General features: G+C 69.8%; 20 protein-coding genes. 2 read left to right on the top strand and 18 right to left on the bottom strand.

From position 1 onward, the window contains the following. Positions 1-61 precede the first annotated feature (61 nt). The 17 genes from KHC23_RS01660 to KHC23_RS01580 form a co-directional block, all read right to left on the bottom strand. Positions 62-1,231 carry an ABC transporter substrate-binding protein gene (locus KHC23_RS01660; protein WP_213368714.1) on the bottom strand — a complete coding sequence of 390 codons (1,170 nt, stop codon included), beginning with the start codon at positions 1,229-1,231 and terminating at the stop codon, positions 62-64. A gap of 284 nt (positions 1,232-1,515) precedes the next feature. Further along, the gene (locus KHC23_RS01655) at positions 1,516-2,427 is read right to left on the bottom strand and encodes a LysR family transcriptional regulator (protein ID WP_213368712.1); all 912 of its coding nucleotides are present in this window, start codon (positions 2,425-2,427) and stop codon (positions 1,516-1,518) included. Between the two features lie 176 nt (positions 2,428-2,603). Then, a complete protein-coding gene (locus KHC23_RS01650) occupies positions 2,604-3,857 on the bottom strand; it encodes an NAD(P)/FAD-dependent oxidoreductase (RefSeq protein WP_213368710.1) in 1,254 nt (417 codons plus the stop codon). Beyond that, entirely contained in the window at positions 3,854-4,576 is a 723-nt protein-coding gene (locus tag KHC23_RS01645) for a lysophospholipid acyltransferase family protein (RefSeq protein ID WP_213368708.1), read from the bottom strand. The genes KHC23_RS01650 and KHC23_RS01645 overlap by 4 nt, the downstream gene beginning before the upstream one ends. Before the next feature lie 190 nt (positions 4,577-4,766). Next, positions 4,767-5,111, bottom strand: a complete 345-nt coding sequence (gene cyoD / locus KHC23_RS01640; protein ID WP_213368706.1) for a cytochrome o ubiquinol oxidase subunit IV — start codon at positions 5,109-5,111, stop codon at positions 4,767-4,769. After that, positions 5,108-5,740, bottom strand: a complete 633-nt coding sequence (locus KHC23_RS01635) for a cytochrome c oxidase subunit 3 (protein ID WP_213368705.1) — start codon at positions 5,738-5,740, stop codon at positions 5,108-5,110. Before KHC23_RS01635 ends, cyoD begins: the two co-directional genes overlap by 4 nt. Then, a complete protein-coding gene (locus tag KHC23_RS01630) occupies positions 5,737-7,866 on the bottom strand; it encodes a cbb3-type cytochrome c oxidase subunit I (RefSeq protein ID WP_213368703.1) in 2,130 nt (709 codons plus the stop codon). The genes KHC23_RS01635 and KHC23_RS01630 overlap by 4 nt, the downstream gene beginning before the upstream one ends. Next, positions 7,863-8,666 (bottom strand): COX aromatic rich motif-containing protein, encoded by an 804-nt coding sequence (locus KHC23_RS01625; protein ID WP_213368701.1) that lies wholly within the window; start codon positions 8,664-8,666, stop codon positions 7,863-7,865. The genes KHC23_RS01630 and KHC23_RS01625 overlap by 4 nt, the downstream gene beginning before the upstream one ends. Positions 8,667-9,246: 580 nt before the next feature. Further along, positions 9,247-10,983, bottom strand: a complete 1,737-nt coding sequence (gene ade / locus KHC23_RS01620) for an adenine deaminase (protein ID WP_213368699.1) — start codon at positions 10,981-10,983, stop codon at positions 9,247-9,249. 4 nt (positions 10,984-10,987) lie between these two features. Beyond that, positions 10,988-11,947: an aldo/keto reductase gene (locus KHC23_RS01615; protein WP_213368697.1), complete on the bottom strand. Its 960-nt coding sequence runs from the start codon at positions 11,945-11,947 to the stop codon at positions 10,988-10,990. Positions 11,948-12,097: 150 nt separating this feature from the next. Next, positions 12,098-12,883 carry a DeoR/GlpR family DNA-binding transcription regulator gene (locus KHC23_RS01610; protein ID WP_213368695.1) on the bottom strand — a complete coding sequence of 262 codons (786 nt, stop codon included), beginning with the start codon at positions 12,881-12,883 and terminating at the stop codon, positions 12,098-12,100. 96 nt (positions 12,884-12,979) lie between these two features. After that, the gene (locus KHC23_RS01605) at positions 12,980-14,149 is read right to left on the bottom strand and encodes a thiolase family protein (RefSeq protein ID WP_213368693.1); all 1,170 of its coding nucleotides are present in this window, start codon (positions 14,147-14,149) and stop codon (positions 12,980-12,982) included. After that, positions 14,146-15,540 carry an AMP-binding protein gene (locus KHC23_RS01600; RefSeq protein WP_213368691.1) on the bottom strand — a complete coding sequence of 465 codons (1,395 nt, stop codon included), beginning with the start codon at positions 15,538-15,540 and terminating at the stop codon, positions 14,146-14,148. Before KHC23_RS01600 ends, KHC23_RS01605 begins: the two co-directional genes overlap by 4 nt. Positions 15,541-15,544: 4 nt before the next feature. Further along, positions 15,545-16,102, bottom strand: a complete 558-nt coding sequence (locus tag KHC23_RS01595) for a biotin transporter BioY (protein ID WP_213368689.1) — start codon at positions 16,100-16,102, stop codon at positions 15,545-15,547. Further along, complete coding sequence (locus KHC23_RS01590; RefSeq protein ID WP_213368682.1) at positions 16,099-16,710, bottom strand: CbiQ family ECF transporter T component; 612 nt, start codon at positions 16,708-16,710, stop codon at positions 16,099-16,101. Before KHC23_RS01590 ends, KHC23_RS01595 begins: the two co-directional genes overlap by 4 nt. Positions 16,711-16,924: 214 nt before the next feature. Further along, on the bottom strand, positions 16,925-17,623 hold the full coding sequence (locus KHC23_RS01585; RefSeq protein WP_213368680.1) for an energy-coupling factor ABC transporter ATP-binding protein: 699 nt from the start codon (positions 17,621-17,623) through the stop codon (positions 16,925-16,927). 107 nt (positions 17,624-17,730) lie between these two features. Further along, on the bottom strand, positions 17,731-18,336 hold the full coding sequence (locus KHC23_RS01580; protein WP_213368678.1) for a TetR/AcrR family transcriptional regulator: 606 nt from the start codon (positions 18,334-18,336) through the stop codon (positions 17,731-17,733). Between the two features lie 61 nt (positions 18,337-18,397). Here KHC23_RS01580 and KHC23_RS01575 point away from each other — a divergent pair, with 61 nt between their 5' ends. Next, complete coding sequence (locus KHC23_RS01575; RefSeq protein ID WP_213368676.1) at positions 18,398-19,297, top strand: DMT family transporter; 900 nt, start codon at positions 18,398-18,400, stop codon at positions 19,295-19,297. Positions 19,298-19,313: 16 nt separating this feature from the next. Here the strand turns inward: KHC23_RS01575 and KHC23_RS01570 are convergent, their stop codons facing one another. Then, a complete protein-coding gene (locus tag KHC23_RS01570) occupies positions 19,314-20,150 on the bottom strand; it encodes an aldo/keto reductase (protein ID WP_213368675.1) in 837 nt (278 codons plus the stop codon). Positions 20,151-20,266: 116 nt separating this feature from the next. Here KHC23_RS01570 and KHC23_RS01565 point away from each other — a divergent pair, with 116 nt between their 5' ends. Beyond that, on the top strand, positions 20,267-21,277 hold the full coding sequence (locus tag KHC23_RS01565; RefSeq protein ID WP_373878539.1) for an NUDIX hydrolase: 1,011 nt from the start codon (positions 20,267-20,269) through the stop codon (positions 21,275-21,277). The last annotated feature ends 2 nt before the right edge of the window (positions 21,278-21,279 follow it).

The raw sequence follows: 21,279 nt of genomic DNA, 5'->3' as shown, positions 1-21,279 counted from the left end.
CATCCTTCGAGGCCCGGGCTTTCGCCCGGGCACCTCAGGATGACGTCGCTTGTATCGATTCCTACCGCCCGCCGAGCACGGCGATATAGTCCGACACCCAGCGGTAGTGGGGCACGCAGCCTTCCGCCTGGGTGGCGCATTTGGCGACCGGCGTGCGCCAGAAATGGATGCGCTCGAACTCTTCCATGCCGTTGGTCTTGCAGCCCTCGGCACCGAGCAGCTCATTGCCCTTGCAGGCGGCGGGGACGGCGGGCACCGAGCCGAACCAGGCGGCGAGGTCGCCCTGCACCTTCGGCGAAAGCGAGTGCTCCATCCACATATAGGCGCAGTTGGGATGGGCGGCGTCGACATGCATCATGGTGCTATCGGCCCAGCCGGTGGCTCCTTCCGAGGGGATGGTGGAAGCGATCGGCTTCTTCTCGCTCTGCAGCAGGTTGACCTGGAACGGCCAGGAGGACGAGGCGACGACGCCCTCATTGGTGAAGTCGTCGATCTGGATCATCGCGTCGTGCCAGTAGCGCTGCACGATCTTGCGTTGCTGGCGCAGCAGGTCGAGCGCCGCCTTGTACTGCGCCTCGGTCAGCTCGTACGGGTCCTTGATCCCCAGCTCGGGCTGGTGCGCCATCAGGTAGAGCGCGGCGTCGGCGATGTAGATCGGTCCGTCAAAGGCCTGGATGCGGCCCTTGTTGGACTTGCCGTCCGGCAGCGTCTGCTCCTCGAACACCACGTTCCAGCTCTTGGGCGCCTCGCCCTTGAACGCTTCCGTGTTGTACATCAACACGTTGGAGCCCCACTGATAGGGCACCCCGTAGTGCACGCCGTTCACCGTGTGCCAAGGCGCGTCCTGCAACCGCTCGTCCACCGTGCCCCAGTTCGGGATCAGCTTGGTGTTGACGGGAGCGACCTTCTTGCCGGCGATGAGGCGCAGCGAGGCATCGCCCGAGGCGGTGACGAGGTCGAAACCGCCCTCGTTCATCAGCGCCACCATCTCGTCCGAGGTGCCGGCGGTCTTCACATTGACCTTGCAGCCGGTTTTGGTCTCGAAATCGGTGACCCAGTCATAGGCCTTGTCGGTATCGCCGCGCTCGATATAGCCGGCCCAGGCGACGATATCGACCTGCCCCTCGCCCTTGCCGACCGAGGTCATTTCAGCAGCGAAAACAGGGTTTAACGCGAGCGAGGCGCTGGCGGCGAGCGCCGGCAGACGCAGATAACGGGAGAGGCGCGGCATGGTCTGATTCCCTCTGTTCTGCGGGCGCTGACGGCCCTTTGCGGGGAGTGTGCCGCTGCGTCGAACCTCACGCCACACCAAAGATCAGAAGGCAGATATCGGGAAAATCGATGAGTAGGGAATGGGCATCCATGCCCCCTCATGGCCGGGCTCGACCCGGCCACCCAGACTCTTCCCGGGCAAGAGCGGCGAGGCTGGGTCCCCGGGTCACGCCCGGGGATGAGGGCGCCTGGGACGGGCGCGTCGGGGAACGAGAAACAGGCGCGGCGAAGAAGACCCGCACTCTACCGCCCCCGCCCGCCATGCCGCGTCGCGGCGATGGAGAGGAAGCCGGCGGCGGCGGGCGAGAGCGGCGAACCGCGCCGCCAGGCGGTCGCCACCTCCACCGCCGGCACGTCGTCGATCAGCGTGCGGGCCTCGATCTTGTCGCCTTCCAGCGACCACGGCCGATAGGTGAGGTCCGGCAGCACCGCCACCCCGGCCCCGGTCGCCACCAGCGAGCGCACCGCCTCGACCGAGCGGGTGCGGAACGCCACCGGCGGGCGGATGCCGAGCCGGCGCCAGACGATTTCCGAGGCCTCGGCAATCTCGTCGATGGTGAGCAGTACATGCGGCTCCTCGCTGAGGTCGCGCAGTGAGACGCGCTCCTCCGCCAGCGCCGGATGGCCGAGCGGCATCCACACCCGATAAGGTGATATTTCAACAGCTTGCGTCTGCAACGCCGCCGACTGGCGGCCCGGCGGCAGCACCATCACCGCGACATCGAGCTCGCCGCCGACCAGCAGGTGCTCCAGATAATCGGCGGCGTCCTCCACCGCCTCCACGGCGACGCCGGGAAAGGCGCGGCGGAAGCGGGCGATGAGGTCGGAATAGATGTAGCCGGCGACCAGCGGTGTCACCCCGACCGCCAGCCGGCCGGTCAGCGCCGCCGCCTCCACCCCCGCCAGCGCCCGCCGCGCATCCGCCACGTCGCCGAGGATCTTGCGGGCGTGGCGCAGGAAGTGATGGCCCTTGAGCGTGAGATCGGCGCCGCGGGCGTGGCGCTCGAGCAGCTTGAAACCGAGGTCAAGCTCCAGTTCGCGCAGGGATTCCGTCACCGTCGACTGCGAGATCGACAGCGTGTGCGCCGCCGAGGAGACGGAACCGTTCTCCGCCACGGCGACGAAATACTGGAGCTGGCGCAGCGAGAAAGCCATCGGAAGTTCCGAGGGGACAGGTGCCCGCCGATCCTAAACGCCCGGCCGGTGCCCGCCTAGCACCGGTTTCCGCCGTGGAGGGTGAGACCGACGGAGTGGACGATGAGACCGAAGGGGTGGACGATGGGACCGATGAGGCCGATGGGAACGAACCGGCGCGGCGCGGCGCCGGAGGGCTACCTCGCCAGCAGGCTCTTCAGCTCGAAGCCCTCGTCGCCCGCCTGCGCGGGGGTGAGGGCGGGGGTGCCGGCGAGCAGGCGGCGGCCGAGCATGTGGTCGGCGCCACGGTTGACGCTCTCGATGGCGGTGAGCACGCCGTCGCGGAAACGGAACACCGAGAAGCGGCGCGAGGCGGGGTCGCCGCGCAGCACGGCGGCGTCGGTCGCGCCCGCAAGCCCGACCATCTGCAGCTTGAGGTCGGCCTGGTCGCTCCAGAACCACGGCACCGCGTCGAACGGCGCCGGCTCGCCGGTCGGCGACAGCTTGCCGGTCAGGCGATGGGCGAGGCTGCGCGCCTGGTCGGCGGCGTTCTGCACCGATTCGAGCCGCACCATGACAGGGCCGTCCTTCGCGGCGAAGCGGCTGGGATAGGCGACGGCGTCGCCCAGCGCCGAAATCGCGGGGTCGGCGGTGGCGAGATGGGCGTCGACCACGATGCCGTTGGCCACCTCCAGCCCGGCCTTGGCGGCGAGCTCGACATTCGGCACCACGCCGATGCCGACCAGCACGAAATCGGCCGGGTGCACCGCGCCATCGGTGGTCTCGACGCCGGTGACGTGGCCATCCCTGCCCTGAAGCCCGATGACGCCGGCGCCGAGCCGCAGCCTCGTGCCCATAGCGGCGTGGGCGTCGGCGAAGAAGGCGGACATTTCGGGCGAGACGGCGCGGGCGAGCACGCGGCTGGCCCCTTCCAGCACGGTCACCTCATGGCCGAGGGCGCGGGCGACGGCGGCGAATTCCAGCCCGATGAAGCCGGCGCCGATCACCACCACCCGGCGGGCCTCGTCGAGCCGGCCCCGCAGCGCGTCGGCATCGGCGCGGGTGCGCAGATAGAACACCCCGGCGAGGTCGTGGCCCGGCACCGGCAGCGGTCGGTTGCGGGCGCCGGTGGCGAGGATGAGATGGGCATAGGGCAGCGCCTCGCCGCGCCCCAGAAGCAGGCGCTGGCCGGCGCGGTCGATGGCGGCGGCGCGGGCGTTGACCAGCTCGATGCGGTGATCGGCGTAGAAGGCGCCCGCGCGCAGTTCGATCTGCTCGATGCCGGCCTCGCCCTTCATATAGGCCTTGGACAGCGGCGGGCGCTGATAGGGCAGGCCCGGCTCGTCGCCGACCAGCACGAGGCGCCCCTGATAGCCGGAGTCGCGCAGCGAGGCGGCGGCCTGGAAACCGCCCTGCCCGGCGCCGACGATGACAATGCCGGCCTCGCTCATGACATCGCTCCCGCCTCGGCGACCAGCCGGTCGCGCTCGTGATAGATCGCCTCGCTCAGCCGGGCCATGAACTCCCGGTCCGGCAGGCCGGGCGGGATGGACGGCAGATAGGAGACGGTGATGGTGCCTGGCCGGATGGCGAAGCTGCGCGCCGGCCAGAACAGGCCGGCATTGTGCACCATCGGCACCACCGGCAGGTCCAGCGCCTTGTAGAGCAGCAGCACGCCGCGGTGGAAATCGGCCCGCTCGTCCACTGCCCGGCGGGTGCCTTCGGGGAAGATCAGCAGGTTGCGGCCATGTTCGCTGGCCTCGCGGCCCTCGCGGAACATCTTCTTCACCGAGGAGGCGCCGCCGGCGCGGTCGATGGCGATCATCGGCGAGCGCTTGAGGAACCAGCCGAACACCGGGATGCGGTACAGCTCTTCCTTCAGCACGATGGCGACGTCAGGGATCAGCACGGCGGCGGCGATGGTCTCGAAGGCGGACTGGTGGTTGCCGACATAGAGCGCCGGCTCGGCCGGCCGGTTGGCCCCGCCGACGGTGCGGTAGGAAAGCCCGACGAGGCGCAATATCGCCATCACCCCCCCGGCCCAGAGGCGCGAGAAACGGCGCGTCGCCGGCGGCGCATTCCGCAGCGCGTAATAGGGAATGGTCACGGCCAGCAGAGCCGTCCACACGACAAGCAGCAGCAGGAAAACGGTCGAGCGCAGGCGGGCCATCGGCACGGAATCCCCGAAATGAGGGCCGGGTCTAGCAGATCGCGTCGCCCGGCGGGAGCCCCGGCCGGTCGCCCGACCCCAGCCCCCGGCGGCAGCCGAGCGCCGACACGCCGCCCGCGTGGAAACGGGCCGAGCGGCGACGGCGCGGGACCGGCCGCCGGCGCCACGCGGCCACCGGCCGGTCCGTGTGTCAGGGCATCATGCGGATGTGCTGGTCGTAGAGGATCCAGATGGTGCCGGAGACCATGATGATGAGGATCAGCACGGTGAACAGGATCAGTAGCAGGTCGTCGCGGTGCGAGCGCTGAAGGTCGATATGCAGGAAATAGCGCAGGTGCACCACCGCCTGGATCAACGCGAGCCCCCCCAGCGCGGCGAGCGCGGCGCCCCCGCTCAGGAGATCCAGCCACACCACCGCGAACGCGGCCGTGGTCAGCGCCAGCGCCAGGGCGAGGCCGATCATGTAGCTCAGCCGCTCGCGCCCCTCATCCTCGTATTCGCCCGGGGGCATGTCGGCGGGAATCCGGTTGCTCATGAGGCGACCCCGAACAGGTAGACGAAGGTGAAGATGCCGATCCAGACCACGTCGAGCATGTGCCAGAACAGCGCGAGGCGCATCAGGCGCAGTTTCACCGGCGTGTTCAGCCCGATGACCGTGACCTGGATCGCCATGATCGCCATCCACACCAGCCCGGACGACACATGCAGCGCGTGGGTGCCGGTGAGCAGGTAATAGGCGGAGAGGAAGCCGCTGGCCTGCGGCGGCGCCGCGTGCTGGGTGATCATCACATAGTAGTCGTGCAGTTCCATGCCGACGAAGGCGGCGCCGAGCACGCCGGTGACGAGCAGCCAGGCCAGCACGCCGCGCCGGCTCTCGCGGTACTTCATCTCCAGCATGGCGAAGCCGAAGGCGAAGCTGGAGAGCAGCAGCAGCAGCGTTTCCAGGAAAGCGGCGGTAAGGTCGAACACCTGGGCGGGCCCGGGGCCTTCGGCGATGCCCTGCACGCTCATCGCCGCATAGGTCGCGAACAGCACTGCGAACAGCACCAGATCGCTCATCAGGAAGATCCAGAAGCCGAACAGCACCTCTTCGGCGGCCACATGGCTTTCGGGATCGGTGCCGGCGAGGTTCAGCCCGGGGTGAAGGCGTTCGGAAAGGCTCATGGCAGCACCTCCACCGCGGCGCCGGGGGAGGCCGGGCCGGCACGGCCCTCCAGCCCTTCCGGCAGCGCCCGGCCCCGATTGTCGGATGTCATCTCCCGCTCGCGGCTCACGCCCGGGGTGGCACGTGCGGCGGCGAGGAACGCCTCGTTCGCCGCCTTCACCGTCGCGGCGGGCACGGTCTCCTCGGTGTCGGTCTGGAACGAGCGGGCGATGACCACGGCCCAGATGAGCACGAAGGACACCACCACCAGCCACCAGATGTGCCAGACCAGACCGAACGCCCAGGCGCAGGCGAACAGCCCGATCAGCGGCGCCGTCGCGGTGTTGCGCGGCACCTCGATGTCCGCATAGGCGGCCGGCGAGCGATAGGCGGTGCCGGCCTTCTTGGCCTCGTAGAAGGCATCGCGCGCCGTGACCTGCGGCAGCACGGCGAAGTTCCATTCCGGCGGCGGCGAGGGAATCGACCATTCCAGCGCTCGCCCGTCCCACGGGTCGCCCAGCGGGGCGGCGAGCTGCGCGCGCTGGCGCACCGAGACCACGATCTGCGCCACCATCAGCGCGAAGCCGGCGAGGATGAGCGCGGCGCCGGCCATGGCGAGGGCGAGCCAGGGCAGGTAGTCGGGGTCCGTCCACATATAGGTGCGCCGGGTCGCGCCCATCAGCCCCAGCCAGTAGAGCGGAAAGAAGGCCAGCAGGAAGCCCGGGGCGAAGCACCAGAACGAGGCCCGGCCCAGCCCCTCATGCAGCCGGAAGCCGAACATCTTCGGGAACCAGAACTGCACCGCCGCGAACATGCCGAACAGCACGCCGGGAATGATCATGTTGTGGAAATGCGCCACCAGGAACAGCGTGTTGTGGACCTGGAAGTCGATGCCGGGATTGGCCAGCAGCACCCCGGTCATGCCGCCGAGGATGAAGGTGAGCAGGAAATTGATGTGGAACAGCATCGGCGTGGTGAAGCGGATGCGCCCGCCGACCATGGTCAGCAGCCAGTCATAGACCTTCACCCCCGTCGGCACGCCGATCACCATCGTGGCGATGCCGAACATGGCGTTCACATTGGCGCTCTGGCCCATGGTGAAGAAGTGGTGCAGCCACACCGCGAAGGAGAGCACGGCGATGCACATGGTGGCGTAGACCAGCGAGGTGTAGCCATAGATGCGCTTGCTGGAGAAGGTGGCGACCACCTCGGACCAGACGCCGAAGGCCGGCAGGATGAGGATGTACACCTCCGGATGGCCGAACAGCCAGAACAGGTTGGCGTAGTTCATCATGTTGCCGCCGTCGCCATTCGTGAAGAAATGGAAGCCGGCATAGCGGTCGAGCGCGAGCATGGCGGTGGCGGCGGTCAGCGGCGCCATGGCGAAGATCATCAGGATCGACGTGCACAGCGTCGTCCAGGTGAACAGCGGCATGCGGAACAGCGTCATGCCGGGGCAGCGCTTCTTGTAGATCGTCACCGCGAAGTTGAGCCCGGTCAGCGTCGAGCCGATGGAGCCCAGCGACACCGCCCAGATCCAGTAGTCGACCCCCTCGCCCGGGCTGAACTCGATGCCGGTGAAGGGCGGATAGGCGCTCCAGCCGCCGGTGGAGAACTGGCCGACCACCAGCGACACCATGATGAGGATGGCCCCGGCCATGGTCAGCATCAGCGAGATGGCGTTGAGCAGCGGGAACGACACGTCGCGGGCGCCGATCTGCAGCGGCATGACATAGTTCATCAGCCCGGTGATGAACGGCATCGCCACGAAGAAGATCATGATGGTGCCGTGGGTGCTGAACAGCTGCCCGAAATGGTCTGCGGACAGGAAGCCGCCGCTATCGGTGGCGGAAAGCTGCTGGGCGCGCATCAGCGCCGCCTCGATCACCGCGCGGGCGAACATCACCAGCGCGATGGCGATGTACATGATGCCGACCTTCTTGTGGTCGATACTGGTGAGCCAGTCGCGCCACAGCGGCACCCACCAGCCCTTGACCGTCAGCAGGACCACGGTGGCGAGTGCGCCCAGCACCGCGATGGACCCGGCGCCCGAGGCGATGGCCTCGCTGAGCGAGGGATTCTCGATCATCCCGGCGAAGACGAAGGAGGTCCACTTGATCTGGCCGAATATGAGCTCCCAGTTCATTGCGCGGCCTCCGGCGTGTGGTCATGGCCCTGATGCGGGGCCGGCGCGGCGGCCATTCCCGCCGCGCCGTGGCGCTCGGACATATCAGTATGGTTCGTGCCGCGATGGAACATGCCGGGCGCGAAACCCGCCATCACCTGGTCGAACAGGCCCGGGGTGAACTGGCCGTAGAGCACCGGCTCGCTCACCACCGAGGGCGGCAGCAGCCCGGCATAGCCGGCGGCGTCGAGCGCGGTTCCCTGCGCCTTCGTCGTCTCGACCCAGCGCTCGAAGTCGTCCGGGCTCAACACCCTTGTGGTGAAGGACTGGGTGGCGAAGCCGAGGCCGTTATACTGGGTGTTGCGCCCGACGAAGTCGCCGGCCTCGTCGGCGATCAGGTTGAGCTGCGTCTGCATGCCCGCCATGGCGTAGATCTGGCCGGCGAGGCGGGGAATGATGAAGGACTGCATCACCGTGCCGCTGGTCAGCTTGAGCGTGACCGGGCGGTCTTCCGGCAAAGCGAGCAGGTCGAGCGTCGCCACGCCCTGTTCGGGGTAGAGGAACAGGAACTTCCAGTCGAGAGAGACGACTTCCACCACCAGCGGGTCGGGGCCGAGCGCCCGGTAGGGATCGCCCAGGATCGTCTGCCGCCACAGCGCCGTGCCGAGGGCGACGACAAGGGCGACCGGGACGCCCCAGATCAACAGCTCAAGGCCCCAGTTGAACTCCCAGTCCGGCCGGTAGGTGCCCTTGCCGCCGCGGCGGTAGCGCCACAGCACGAGCGGCAAGGCCACGAACATCGGCACGATGACGATGAGCATCAGCGCGCTGATCGTACCGAAATGCGAGAGCTGCGCCGAAGCGATCGGCCCCGCTGGCTCCAGGAAGCCTTCGGCCCACGCGGCCCCAGGCCAGGCGAGCCCGGTCCAAACGACCGTTGGCCAAACGACACACGGAGCGGCGGCTGCGCGCAGCCCGACTAATCCCCTCGACCTCACGCTGCCCCCCTCACGACCGATCCTCGCCCTGCCGCGCGGAGCCTCTCATCCGAAGGCATCAGCCCGAACCCCTGCCGCAGGAGAACACGAATTGGAATGAATTTCATCGTGGTCCGCGCAACACATTGTGGAAACTTGACGGCGCCGGGACGGCGGTCACAGGGCAACCCTGCCTATCACAGGGTCGGGCGCGGACCCTAACCGATACCGCCCTTTAGGCGCGAAAAAGCGCCTTAACACATTGAAATGTCATAAATGACGCGATGGCCGGCGCCACCGGCGGCCCAGCGCCCGCCTCCCGGGGAGACGGACGGGTCGGCCTATTCACGCCTTATTCGCCGCTGCGCCGGCGGCTTGGGGGGCAGCGCCTGCCGGGCCGGGCCGGGCCGCCGCGCGGGCCGCGTCAGCCGTTGCCGGCCGGGGGCCGCTGCGACTCAAGCAGGGCGAAGGCGTCGACGTCGAACATGCCGAAATCGGTGATCTTGAGATGCGGAATCACCGGCAGCGGCAGGAAGGCGACCTGCAGGAACGGCTCGGCCAGCACCACGCCCAGCGCCTTCGCCGCCGCGCGCAGCGGGATGAGCGCGTCGTGCACCTCTTCGAACGAGGTGTCCGCCATCAGCCCCGCCACCGGCAAAGCGAGTTCGGCGGTCACCACGCCGCCCTGCGCCACCGCGAAGCCGCCGCGCAGCGCGATCAGCCGGTTCACCGCCAGCGCCATGTCGGCCTCGTCGACGCCGACCACGGTGATGTTGTGGCTGTCATGGCCGACCGAGGAGGCGATGGCGCCGCGCTTCATGCCGAAACCGTGCACGAAGCCGCGGCCGACATTGCCATTGCGCCCGTGCCGCTCGACGACGCAGACCTTCACCGCATCCTTCTCCAGATCGACCTGTTTCTCGCCGCCGACCAGTTCCAGGTCGAAATGCAGGTCCTCGGTGATGATGCGCCCCGGCACCACGCCGATGACCCTTGTGGCGCGCTCATGGGCGGGAATGGCGAAATCCGCCGCCGTCACCGTGCGAGCCTTCACCGAATCGAGGCCCACCGGGGCCACGCTGCCGCGCGCCGCGAACAGTTCCGGCGTCACCAGCCGCCCGGCGGAGATGACGTGGCGGACCGAACAGGCCTGCAGATCGTCGACCAGCACGATGTCCGCCCGCCGCCCGGGGGCGATAAGGCCGCGATCCCTCAGCCCGAAGGCGTTGGCCGCCGACCAGCTCGCCACCCGGTAGACATGGTGCAGCGGCGCGCCGTGGCGGATCGCCTCGCGGATCATGTAGTCGAGATGCCCCTCCTCGGCGATGTCGAGCGGGTTGCGGTCGTCGGTGCAGAAGCCGAGAAAGGCGGACGTATCGGGCGTGATCAGCGGGATCAGCGCGTGCAGGTCCTTTGAGACCGAACCCTCGCGGATGAGCACCGACATGCCCTTCATCAGCTTCTCGCGCGCTTCCTCCAGCGAGGTCGCCTCGTGCTCGGTGCGGATGCCGGCGGCGATGTAGCCGTTGAGATCGAGGCCGCGCAACAGAGGCGCGTGGCCGTCTATATGGCCGTCCGAGAACAACGAGAGCTTGGCCAGGCACCCCTCGTCGGCGAACAGCACGCCGGGGAAGTTCATGAATTCGGCCAGCCCGATGCCGGATTGATGGCCGCGCAGCAGAGCGAGGTCGGGCGCCGCCAGCTCGGCGCCGGCAGTTTCGAAGGAGGTGGCCGGCACGCAGGAGGAGAGCTGCACCCGCAGGTCCATGATGGTGTGCTCGGCGCAGCGCTGGAAATAGGCGATACCTTCCATGCCGAGCACATTGGCGATCTCGTGCGGGTCGCAGATCGCCGTGGTGATGCCGTGCGGCAGCACGCAGCGGTCGAATTCCAGCGGGGTGACCAGCGAGGATTCGACATGCAGATGGGTGTCGATGAAGCCGGGAACGGCGAACAGGCCGGCCCCGTCGATCTCCCGCGCGCCCTGATAGCTGCCATAGGTGCCGACGATGCGCTCGCCGACCATGGCGATGTCGGTCTGGGTGATCGTGCCGGTGATGACGTCCAGCAGGCGGACGCCCCTGATCACCAGATCGGCCGGGGCGGTGCCCCGCCCGGCCTCGATGAAGCGCGCGATTGCGGCCGGGGACTGGGTCGCCATGGTCCTATTCCTTCCAGGCGCTGGCCTTGTCGAGGCGCGCCATGTCGGCACCGGTGAGCGTGAGGTCGGCACTGGCGATCAGGTCGGCGAGCTGCTCGATGCGCGAGGCGCTGGCGATGGCCGCCGTGATGCTGGGGCGCGCCATCACCCAGGCCAGTGCCACCCGGGTGGGGGTGGCGCCATGGGTCGCGGCCACCTCGTCCAGCGCGGCGAGGATGCCCTCGCCCCGGGGGTTGAGGTATTTGTCGACCAGCGAGCGCCCGCGCACGCTCTTCTGCGCATCGGCCCGGCTGCGATACTTGCCGGTGAGGAAGCCGGCGGCGAGCGAGAAATAGGGGATGACGCCGAGCCCGTTGGCGGCGCAGACCGGCTCGATATCGGCCTCATAGCCGGCGCGCGCGTAGAGATTGTACTCGGGCTGCAGCGTCTCGTAGCGCGGCAGCTTCTCCCGGGTGGAGACGGCCAGCGCCTCGAACAGCCGGGGGGCGGAGAGGTTGGAGGCGCCGATGAGCCGCACCTTGCCGGCCCGGACCAGTTCGTCATAGGCGCCGAGCACCTCCTCGAAGGGGGTGTCGGGATCGTCGTAATGCGACTGGTAGAGGTCGATATAATCGGTCTGCAGCCGGGCCAGCGAGGCCTCGATGGCAGTCCTGATGTAGCCGGGGCCGAGATTGACCCTGCCCTGCCCCATATCGGCGCCGACCTTGGTGGCGATGACCAGCCGGTCGCGGTTGCCGCGCGCCTTCATCCACTTTCCGATGATGGTCTCGGATTCGCCGCCCCGGTGCCCGTCGACCCAGCGCGAATAGACGTCGGCGGTGTCGATGAAGCCGAATCCGGCCTCGAACAGCGCGTCGAGCAGGCGGAAGGAGGCGGTCTCGTCGGCGGTCCAGCCGAACACGTTGCCGCCGATGCACAGCGGCGGGACCAGAATATCGGAGCGTCCGAGGCGGCGCAGTTCCATTCGTCTCTCCTCCGGCGGCAGAGCGCGGGTCCCAGGCACCTGTTCCGCCCGCGAAAACGAACGGCGTTCGCGGATCAGGCGCCGGCGGACGGCGAGTTTAGGGCAGGCAGGCCCGGAGGCTAACCACCCTGATGTTGCAATGCGGGGTTATCAGAACCCGTCCTCGTCAAGCGACCCGACCTCGATCAGTTCCACCTGCTCGCGCTGGCAGACATGACGCAGCTCCGGCGACGATACGGTGTCGGTGACGAAGGTGTCGACCTCGGACATCGAGCCGATGCGCACCGGCGCGGTGCGCTCCAGCTTGGAGCGGTCGGCGACCAGGATGATCTGGCGGGCATTGTCGATGATGGCGCGGGCGACCTGCACCTCGCGGTAGTCGAAATCGAGCAGCGTGCCGTCCTCCTCGATCGCCGAGGCGCCGATGACGGCGTAGTCGACGCGGAACTGGCGCACGAAATCCACCGCCGCCGAGCCGATCACCGCCCCGTCGGCATGGCGCACCGGGCCGCCGGCCATGATCAGCTCGATCCTGGGATGGCGGTAGAGCAGCGTGGCGACGTTGAGGTTATTGGTGATGACCAGCAAATCCTCGTGGTCGGCCAGCGCCCGGGCGACCTCCTCGGTGGTGGTGCCGATATTGATGAACAGCGAGGCGCGGTTGGGCACCATGCTGGCGGCCGCCTCGGCGATGGCGCGCTTGGCGCCCTGCGCCATCGCGCGGCGCGCCTCATAGGCGAGGTTCTCGACGCCGGAAGCGACCACGGCGCCGCCATGCACGCGCGACATCAGCCGCCGCACGCACAGATCGTTGAGGTCCTTGCGGATGGTCTGGGGCGACACGTCGAAGCGGCCGGAGAGGTCCTCGACGCTCACCCGTCCCTGCGCGCGCGCCAGCACGAGAATGTCCTGCTGGCGTGAGGAAATCGCGTTCATGCGGCCGGCGACCCTCTCCCGGGAACAAATGAGCGTCTTCTGCGGACGATTCGTCCCGCATCCTGCACAAGGAAGGGGGGCGCCGCAAACGGCTGTTTAGACGCGTTGCAACATGAGCGCGCTGCCCAGCCCGCCGGCCGCGGCGATGGCGGCGAGGCCGAGCGCGCCGGGTGCCTCGCCCGCCAGCTCATGGAACAGGCGCACGGCGAGGATCGCCCCGGAGGCGCCGATGGGGTGGCCGCGCGCCAGCGCCCCGCCGCCGCGATTGAGGGTGGCGGGATCGAGGCTGTTCCATCGGCAGTTCTTCAGCGCCTGCCCGGCCGAGGCTTCCATCAGTTCGACGACGGAGATCTGGCTCCACTCCAGCATGAAACCAAGGCTCGTATTGTCGATGTCCACGAAAGCGGTGTCACGAGCGGTCTCCGCCAGCGCCCGGTCGATCGCCGCCGGCGGGTCTTCCGGCGCGGCGGCGAAGGAGCGGGCATAGAACACCTCGCACACCGGGCGGCCGACATGCAGGCGCCGCTCCGCCCATTCCTGTGAGGCCACCAGCACCACAGCGGCGGCGTCCGCCTCCACCGCCACGCCGGCCGCGTCCAATTCCGTCTCGCCCTCGCGGTAGAGCACCGGCGCGCGGGCGCACAAAGCCGGGGTGAGCGCGCGGGTGAAGCTGTCGAAGGAAAGGCCCGCCACCGGCACGATCTCCGCTTCCAGCCGGGCGCGCGCCGCCAGCGCCTTGGCGTGGCTCTCGATGGCGAAGGCCGCCTGCTCGGCCCGGCTGAGGCCGCGCGCCGCCTTTGCCAGAACCTCGATCATGTCGGGGTCGCGCGCCGGCCAGGGGGTGAAGGGCGGCCGGTCGTAGAAAACCGGCGCCTCGCCTTTCGCCTTCGGCCGCACGGCGCGCAAAGGCGAGCGGCTGAAGCTCTCCACCCCGCCGGCGAGCACGAGTTCGGCCGCGCCCGCTTCGACCATGCGCGCCGCCAGTTGGATGGCATCGAGCCCGGAACAGCATTGCGTGTCCAGCGTCAGCGCCGGCACGCTTGCCGGCAATCCCGCCGCCAGCGCGGCGAGGCGGGCGACATTGCCCCCGCCCGACAGGGCATTGCCGAGAATGACGTGTTCGACCTCGTGCGGCGCGCGGCCAGCGTCACTGAGGCAGGCGCGCAGCACCGGGGCGGCGAGGTCGTGCGCTTCCACGGCCCGAAAGGCGCCGCCGCGCGGGGCGACCGCCGTGCGGCGGGCGGCGAGGATAAAGGCGCCGCTCATCGTGCCAGCCTCTCGCGGGCGATCGCCTCCAGCGCCCGCAGATCGGCCTTGCCGCCGGAGGTGCGCGGCCAATCCTCCAGGCTGAGGAAACGGCGGGGAATCTTCGCCGCCGGCAACAGCGCCCGGCAGGCGGCGCGCAGGGCCGGCTCATCGAGCACGCCGCGCAGCACCGCCACCAGCTCGACCCCGCGCAAATCATCCGGCAGACCGAACACCGCGGCCTCTTCGATGCCGGGCAGGCTGGCCAGCACCGCCTCCACCTCCTCGGGATAGACATTGAGGCCGGAGGTGACGAGCATGCGCTTCTCGCGCCCGTGCAGATAAAGGAACCCCGCCGCGTCCAGCCTCCCATGGTCGCCAATGGTGAGGAAGCCGCCCTCCCGGCGGGTCTCCGGGGCGTGGCCGCAGGCGTAGTCGTCGAACAGCATGGAACTGCCGACCCAGATCGCCCCCGCCTCGCCGACCTTGAGGTCGCGGCCCTGCGCGTCGCGGATGCGCAGGGCGACGCCGTGGGCAGCGCGGCCGACCGAGCCCGGCGGCACCGCCTCTTCAGGGTGGGCGATGGTGATGAAGCTGGTTTCCGAGGCGCCGTAGAATTCGGCGATGCCGGCATTGGGAAACAGCGCCCGCGTCGCGGCACGGGTCTCCGGCCGCCATTTGGCGCCCGAGATCATCAGCCGGCGCAGCGTCGGGAAACGCTCGCCCGCGCCGGCCTCGACCAGCATCTGCAGCTGGGTGGGGGTGGCATAGAGCGCGGTGACGCCGTGCCGGGCGATGAGCCGCAGCACGCGGCGCGGGTGGAACTGGCGCAGCATCACCGCCCGCGCACCGATGTGCAGCGCATGGACCACGCCGTAAAGATGCAGCGAGGCGGCCAGCCCGCCCGGCGCCAGGATCACGTCGTCCTCACCGAGGCCGAACTCCACCTCGCTCGCCATGAAGCTGTCGACCCAGGAGCGGTGCGAACGCCGGTAGCCCTTGGGCAGGCCGGTGGAACCGGAGGTGAAGCCGACATAGAACGCCGCGCCCGGCATTGGGGACGGCGGAAACGGCGCGGGGGCGACCTCGGGCAGCGCCTCCAGCGTCAGCGCCGGGGCGAGCGCGGCGTCGATGGCGGCGCGGTAGGGCGCGGGCCAGCCGGGATCATAGACGAGGGCCTGCCGGCCGCTGACCGCACAGGCGAGGAACGCTTCGACCAGACCCGGCGCATTGCCCATGGCCAGCGCGATGCCCGCGCCCGGCGCGGTGCGCGCCGCCAGCCACGCCGCCAGCCCGCCGACGCCCTCGGCAAGGCGCGCGCGGGTGAGCACCTGCTCGTCGCAGACCAGCGCCGCACGGCCGGGAGCAGCGGCGGCGAGCGCCGGGATGGCCGAGCCGACGGTCGGGGTCATCGCCTCAGGCGTTGCGCGAGAGCAGGGCCTCGGGCAGGCCGCGCGCCACGGTCTGGGCGATCAGCGCCACCAGCACCGCCTTGATGGCGTCGCCGGGAATGAAGATGAGGCAGGCCTTGGTGGCATCCATCACCGTGAGCCCGCCGACCAGCGCCATGCCGGCAATGCCGAAGGCGTACATCACCACGATGCCGCCGATAACGGCGGCGATCAGCGCGGCGGGGAAGACCGGGGCGCGGCGAAGGGCCTGCATGATCCAGCCGGCGACGAAGGCCACCGCGATCCAGCCGAAGATGAAGCCGACCGAGGGGGTGAAGAACACGCCGAGCCCGCCGCGCCCGCCGGCCAGCAGCGGCGCGCCGAGCGCGACCACGAACAGCAGCAGCACCATCGCCAGCGCCCCGCGCCAGGCGCCGAGCATCACCCCCGCCAGCATCGCGCCCATGCTCTGGGCGGTGATCGGCACGCCGGCGGCGAACGGCAGGTCGAAGCGCGGCAACAGCCCGAGCACCGCGAAAATGGCGGCGTAGAGCGCGACCTGGACGAGCGTGCGGTCTTTCATCGGCGGCCTCTCCGCGGTGCGCCGCCACGCGCGGCCAGCGCCTCGGCGGTGTGGTGGGACAGTCTGAGCGTCTGGATACAGAAAGGCGCGAGCAGGCGCCAGCCGCCGCGCTTGCCCGTGCGGGCGCGCCAGGAATCGTTCAGCGCCTCCCACAGCGCGAACAGCAGCGGAATGAGGCGGATCATCAGCGCCACGGCGAGGGCCACCGCGCGCGGCGCCACGCCGACCCAGGCCAGCGGGCCCAGCAGCGGTTCCACCGCGTCCATCATCGCGTCCATCCGGGTGGTCATGGTCACCGCATTGGCCAGCAGCACCATGGCGAGGATGCGTGCCAGCACGACGATTCCAAGCAGAATGTCGCCATTCCACCCATGCAGGGCCAGCAGAATGAGAAACAGCGGCCAGAGCGGGCGCAGCAGCGCGATCTGCGCCAGCGCCGCCTTGCCGAGCGAGACGTAGAGCGCCAGCACGGCGACCATCAGCGCGGCCATGAACGGCAGGCTGTCCAGCGGCGCGGCAATGAGGCTGATCAGAGCCAGCGCCAGCAGCTTCCAGCCGGCGGGGACGGCGTGCAGCCAGGTGCGCTGGGGAAGATAGAGCGAGATCACCGCGGCGCCTCCCGCATCCGGGCGCCCCATCGTGTCCCGGCCCAGCGCGGCCGCAGGCGGAGCGCCGCGCCGGGCCCCAGCGGAAAAGGCGCCGCAGGCGGCGCGAACCACTTTGCTTCAGCGAAAGCGGCAGCCGCGAAGAGGCTCTCCTGGGTCCCGGAGCGGCGCGGCACGCTGTGCCGCTGGTCCGGGACACGGAGGGGTCGCCGCGCGCTCACGCCAGCCCCTCGGCGAAGGCGCGGTAGGCGGCGATCACCGCGGCGGGCGGGCCGTCCATCGCCACCCGGCCCTCATGCAGCCAGATCACCCGCTCATAGAGGGCGAAGGCGTCGAGTTCGTGCGCCACCAGGATCACCTGCTGCGGCAGGCCGGCGACCAGCGTCTCCAGCCGGCGCCGGGTCGGCAGGTCGAGGCTGGAGAACGGCTCGTCGAGGATCAGCACCGCCGGCTCCATCACCAGCACGGCGATGATGCAGAGGAACTGCTTCTCGCCCTCGGAGAGCGCGTGCACCGGCCGCTCCGCCCAGTGGGCGCGGTCGAACCGGGCGAGCGCGGGCACCGCCTGCCTCGCCGCCTCCCGGCGCGGCAGGCCCGCCTGTTCGAGGCTGAAGGCGACCTCCTCGGCGACGGTGGGGAAGATGATCTGGTGGTCGGGATTCTGGAAGATGAAGCCGACCTTGCCCGGCAGTTCGCCCGCCTGCGCCTTCGCGTCGAGGCCATGCACGGTGACGCGGCCTTCATCGGCGGCGAGCAGGCCGTTGAGCAGGCGCACCAGCGAACTCTTGCCCGAGCCATTGGTGCCGATCAGCCCGACGCGACGCTCGGTGATCGCGAGCGACACCGCGTCCAGCACCCGCCGCCCGCCACGGCGCAGGGTGACATTTTCGAGGTGGATCGACGGGGCATCGGGCACGGGAGACGTCCGGCGGCAGAAGGCGGGAGAAGGCGGCGAACCGTCGCCGCTTATCGGGCCGGGACCGCCCTCCTGTCGAGGGGGCGTTTCGTCGGCCCGCGCGCGCCTCAGCCCCCTGCCGCGCCCACCCCGCGCGTGAGGGTCGCCTGCATGAAGGTGCGGAAACGGGCAAAGGCCGCCGGCCCGTCCCCGGCCCGGGCGCGGATCACCGCGCCCTCGAACGTGTCGATCACATGGGCGGCGGCCTCCACCGGATCGAGCGCCGGGTCGACCTCGCCGGCACGTTGCGCCTCGGCGATCAGGGCGGCGAGATCCTGCTCCCAGGCGGCGAAGGCGGCGTTCAGCCGCTCGCGCAATTCGGCGCCCAACCCCGGCGAGGCCTGGGCGAGAGCACCGAGGAGACACGACGTCACGCTCGCATCCGCCGCCGCGTCGCGCTCGACCTGCACCAGGTGACGCTCGATCCGCGCCAGCGGGCTCAGGCCCTCATCGGCAAACAGTTCCTGCCGCTGCTGGCGATACTGGGCGCTATAGGAATCGAGGACCGCGGCGGCGAAATCCTCCTTGCTGGCGAAGAAGTGGTAGAACGAGCCCTTGGGTACCGCCACCGACGCCAGAAGCGGGCCGATGCCGGTACCCGCATAGCCCTGTTCCAACATCGCCGTTCTGCCCGCCGCGACGATTTTGTCGCGCGTGGATATCTTTCCTGTCATGACTAGACGACCGGTCTACTTTGATCCATCCTGTGCCGGATCGGAACACAGAGAGGCCGCCATGTCCATCGTGCCCAACTCCATTGTGACACCGCGTTCGACCGGCCTGGCCGTGGTTCTCGTCTCCACCCTGCTGTGGAGCCTGGTCGGCCTTTTCGTCCGCATGGCGGAGACGGATCTGTGGTCGATCATTCTCTGGCGCTCGGTCTTCGCCGCGCTGGCGCTCGGCCCGTTCTGGCTGTTTGCCACCGGGAACAAGGCCGGGGCGCTGCGCGCGACCTTCTCGAAGCCCGGCATGGTCACCGTCGGCTTCGCCGTGTCGGGCAACATCGCCTATATCGCCGCCGTGCAGCTCACCTCGGTCGCCACCGTGATGACCGTCTATGCGACGCTGCCCTTCATCACCGCCGCCTTGGGCTTCCTGCTGCTGGCGGAGCCGCTGAGCCGGCGCTTCGGCGCGGCGGCCGCGCTGGCGATGCTCGGCATCCTCATCACCTCCGGCGCCGCGATGTCGATGAGCGACGCCGCCGGCATCGCCGTCTCGCTGGTGATGACGCTGAGCTGGGCCGGGCTGCTGGTGCAGGCGAAGAAGCATCCCGCGCTCGACCTGACGCTGATCAGCCTGCTGTCGGCGCTTGGCGCGGCGTTCATCACCCTGCCGCTGCAGCCCGCCGGCCTGCCCGCGCTGAACGCGCTGTGGGTCTGCGCCCTGCTGGGGGTGCTGACCTCCGGCCTCGCCGATGTGCTCACCCTGATGGGCGGGCGCCACATCCGCTCGGGCGAGACCGGCCTGCTGATGTTGCTCGACGTGGTGCTGTCGCCGCTCTGGGTGTGGGTGGCCTTCGACGAGCGGGTCGGCCCCGCCACCCTGTTCGGCGGCGCGCTGGTGGTCATCGCCGTCGCCGGCTATCTCTTCGCCGACATCACGCCGCGCCGGGCGGTGCGCTGCCCGGCGCCGTGAACGCCGGGCAGATTGTTCACAGCATTTCCAGCGCGCGCTTGCGCGCGGGCGGCGGGAAGGCGGCGTCGAGCGCGGCGAAGTCGTCGGCATCGAGGACGATGTCGCGCGCGCCGGCGTTCTCGCGCATGTGCTCGGGGCGCGAGGCCTTGGGGATGACGATGTTGCCGGGCATGCGCAGCGCCCAGGCCAGCGCGATCTGATAGGGCCGCGCCGCGTGCTTGGCGGCGATGTCGGCGAGAACGCCGGTGCTCTTCAGCCGGCCGCGCTCGATCGGGCTGTAGGCCATGAGCGGGATCTCATGTTCCTGCAGCCACGGCAGCAGGTCCCATTCCGGCCCGCGCCGCGTGAGGTTGTAGAGCACCTGATTGGTGGCACAGCCGTCGCCGCCGGGGGTCTCGTACAGCTCGTTCATGTCGTCGGTGTCGAAATTCGACACGCCCCAGTCGCGGATCTTGCCCTGGGTCTTCAGGTGCTCGAAGCCGATGATGGTTTCCGCCAGCGGCACGCTGCCGCGCCAGTGCAGCAGATAGAGGTCGAGATGGTCGGTCTTCAGCCGCCTGAGGCTGCGCTCGCAGGCCGAGACCACGCCGGCGCGGCTGGCATTGTGCGGGTAGACCTTGGAGACCAGGAACACCTTGTCGCGCAGCCCGGCCAGCGCCTCGCCGAGGAAGCGCTCGCAGGCGCCCTCGCCATACATTTCCGCCGTGTCGACCAGCCTGAGGCCGAGTTCGACGCCGAGGCGCACCGATTCGGTCTCGGCCTGCCGCGCCTCCGGGCGCTCGCCCATCATCCAGGTGCCGATGCCGAGGGCGGGAACCTTGTGACCGCCGGGTATAACCACCTTGCCGCTCATCGCGCGCCTCCATTGATCCTTCGCCGGAGTGCCACTCCCGCGTGGCCGACGCAAGCGGCGACGCGGCGTCCATGCTATTCTTCGCGCCAGAACGCGCCGCCACCGCCCGGAACCCGATGCCGCCCACGCCGCCCCAACAGACCGTGACCGCCCCGGGTTCCCACATGCCGGAGCCGGCGCTGGCCATCGGCCTGTCGGCGGTCATCGTCGCGGTCACCGGCGACGATCCCAAGGTGCTGACGCTGCGCCATGGCGATGGCCGCGATTCGCTGCCCTCCGGCCCGCTGGAGCGCGGCCACCGCACGCTGGAAGTGGGCCTGCGGAGCTGGGTGGAGCGGCAGACGCTGCAGGAACTCGGCTATGTCGAGCAGCTCTACACCTTCGGCGACCGCGACCGCGGCGAGGACGGCACCCGCGCCCTCTCTCTGGCCTATCTCGCCCTGGTGCGCGAGGCCCGGCCGGCCGGCGACGCCGATGCCGCCTGGCAGAGCTGGTACCGCTACTTCCCCTGGGAGGACTGGCGCGAGGGGCGCCCCTGCGTGCTCGACAGCCTGGAACCCGGGCTGCGCGCCTGGGCGGCGGGCGCCGCCCATGGGCGCATCAGCGACATGCGGGCCGAGCGCATCGCCCTGTGCTTCGGCGGCGCCGGCGGCGGCGGCGAGTCCGGCTGGAACGAGGCGGGATGGAACGAAGAGCGGGTGCTGGAGCGCTACGAACTGCTCTATGAGGCCGGGCTGGTGGGCGAGGCGCTGCGCGAGCGCGGCTCGGACCGCGTCGCGCTCGTGCCCTCGGGCACCGAGATGCGCGAGGACCATCGCCGCATGCTGGCGCTCGCCATCGCCCGGCTGCGCGGCAAGATCAAATACCGCCCCGTGGTGTTCGAGCTGATGCCGCCCTCCTTCTCGCTCGGCCAGTTGCAGCAGGCAGTGGAGGCGCTCTCCGGCTCGCGGCTGCACAAGCAGAATTTCCGCCGGCTGGTGGAGCAGCAGCGCCTGGTCGAGGAAACCGGCGAGACCACCAGCGAGACCGGCGGCCGGCCCGCCCGGCTGGTGCGCTTCCGCCGCGAGGTGCTGCTGGAGCGCCCCGCCCCCGGCGTGCGGCTGACCGGCGGCTTCGGGCGGCGGTGAGG

Source organism: Ancylobacter dichloromethanicus, assembly GCF_018390645.1.
Classification (GTDB): Bacteria; Pseudomonadota; Alphaproteobacteria; order Rhizobiales; family Xanthobacteraceae; genus Ancylobacter; species Ancylobacter dichloromethanicus.
The sequence above is the reverse complement of the archived record's forward strand: the minus strand, read 5'-3'. Positions and strand labels throughout refer to the sequence as shown.

Bases quoted from the DNA above. Each gene is read 5' to 3' on its own strand.
- KHC23_RS01635 (WP_213368705.1), bottom strand. From the start codon at position 5,740: ATGAGCCTTTCCGAACGCCTTCACCCCGGGCTGAACCTCGCCGGCACC.
- KHC23_RS01610 (WP_213368695.1), bottom strand. From the start codon at position 12,883: ATGAACGCGATTTCCTCACGCCAGCAGGACATTCTCGTGCTGGCGCGC.
- KHC23_RS01625 (WP_213368701.1), bottom strand. From the start codon at position 8,666: ATGCTCATCGTCATCGTGCCGATGTTCGTGGCCTTGCCGCTCGTGCTG.
- KHC23_RS01645 (WP_213368708.1), bottom strand. From the start codon at position 4,576: ATGGCCCGCCTGCGCTCGACCGTTTTCCTGCTGCTGCTTGTCGTGTGG.
- KHC23_RS01655 (WP_213368712.1), bottom strand. From the start codon at position 2,427: ATGGCTTTCTCGCTGCGCCAGCTCCAGTATTTCGTCGCCGTGGCGGAG.
- KHC23_RS01615 (WP_213368697.1), bottom strand. From the start codon at position 11,947: ATGGAACTGCGCCGCCTCGGACGCTCCGATATTCTGGTCCCGCCGCTG.
- KHC23_RS01575 (WP_213368676.1), top strand. From the start codon at position 18,398: ATGTCCATCGTGCCCAACTCCATTGTGACACCGCGTTCGACCGGCCTG.
- KHC23_RS01570 (WP_213368675.1), bottom strand. From the start codon at position 20,150: ATGAGCGGCAAGGTGGTTATACCCGGCGGTCACAAGGTTCCCGCCCTC.
- KHC23_RS01595 (WP_213368689.1), bottom strand. From the start codon at position 16,102: ATGAAAGACCGCACGCTCGTCCAGGTCGCGCTCTACGCCGCCATTTTC.
- KHC23_RS01565 (WP_373878539.1), top strand. From the start codon at position 20,267: ATGCCGCCCACGCCGCCCCAACAGACCGTGACCGCCCCGGGTTCCCAC.
- KHC23_RS01660 (WP_213368714.1), bottom strand. From the start codon at position 1,231: ATGCCGCGCCTCTCCCGTTATCTGCGTCTGCCGGCGCTCGCCGCCAGC.
- KHC23_RS01600 (WP_213368691.1), bottom strand. From the start codon at position 15,540: ATGACCCCGACCGTCGGCTCGGCCATCCCGGCGCTCGCCGCCGCTGCT.
- ade (WP_213368699.1), bottom strand. From the start codon at position 10,983: ATGGCGACCCAGTCCCCGGCCGCAATCGCGCGCTTCATCGAGGCCGGG.
- KHC23_RS01630 (WP_213368703.1), bottom strand. From the start codon at position 7,866: ATGAACTGGGAGCTCATATTCGGCCAGATCAAGTGGACCTCCTTCGTC.
- KHC23_RS01650 (WP_213368710.1), bottom strand. From the start codon at position 3,857: ATGAGCGAGGCCGGCATTGTCATCGTCGGCGCCGGGCAGGGCGGTTTC.
- KHC23_RS01605 (WP_213368693.1), bottom strand. From the start codon at position 14,149: ATGAGCGGCGCCTTTATCCTCGCCGCCCGCCGCACGGCGGTCGCCCCG.
- KHC23_RS01580 (WP_213368678.1), bottom strand. From the start codon at position 18,336: ATGACAGGAAAGATATCCACGCGCGACAAAATCGTCGCGGCGGGCAGA.
- cyoD (WP_213368706.1), bottom strand. From the start codon at position 5,111: ATGAGCAACCGGATTCCCGCCGACATGCCCCCGGGCGAATACGAGGAT.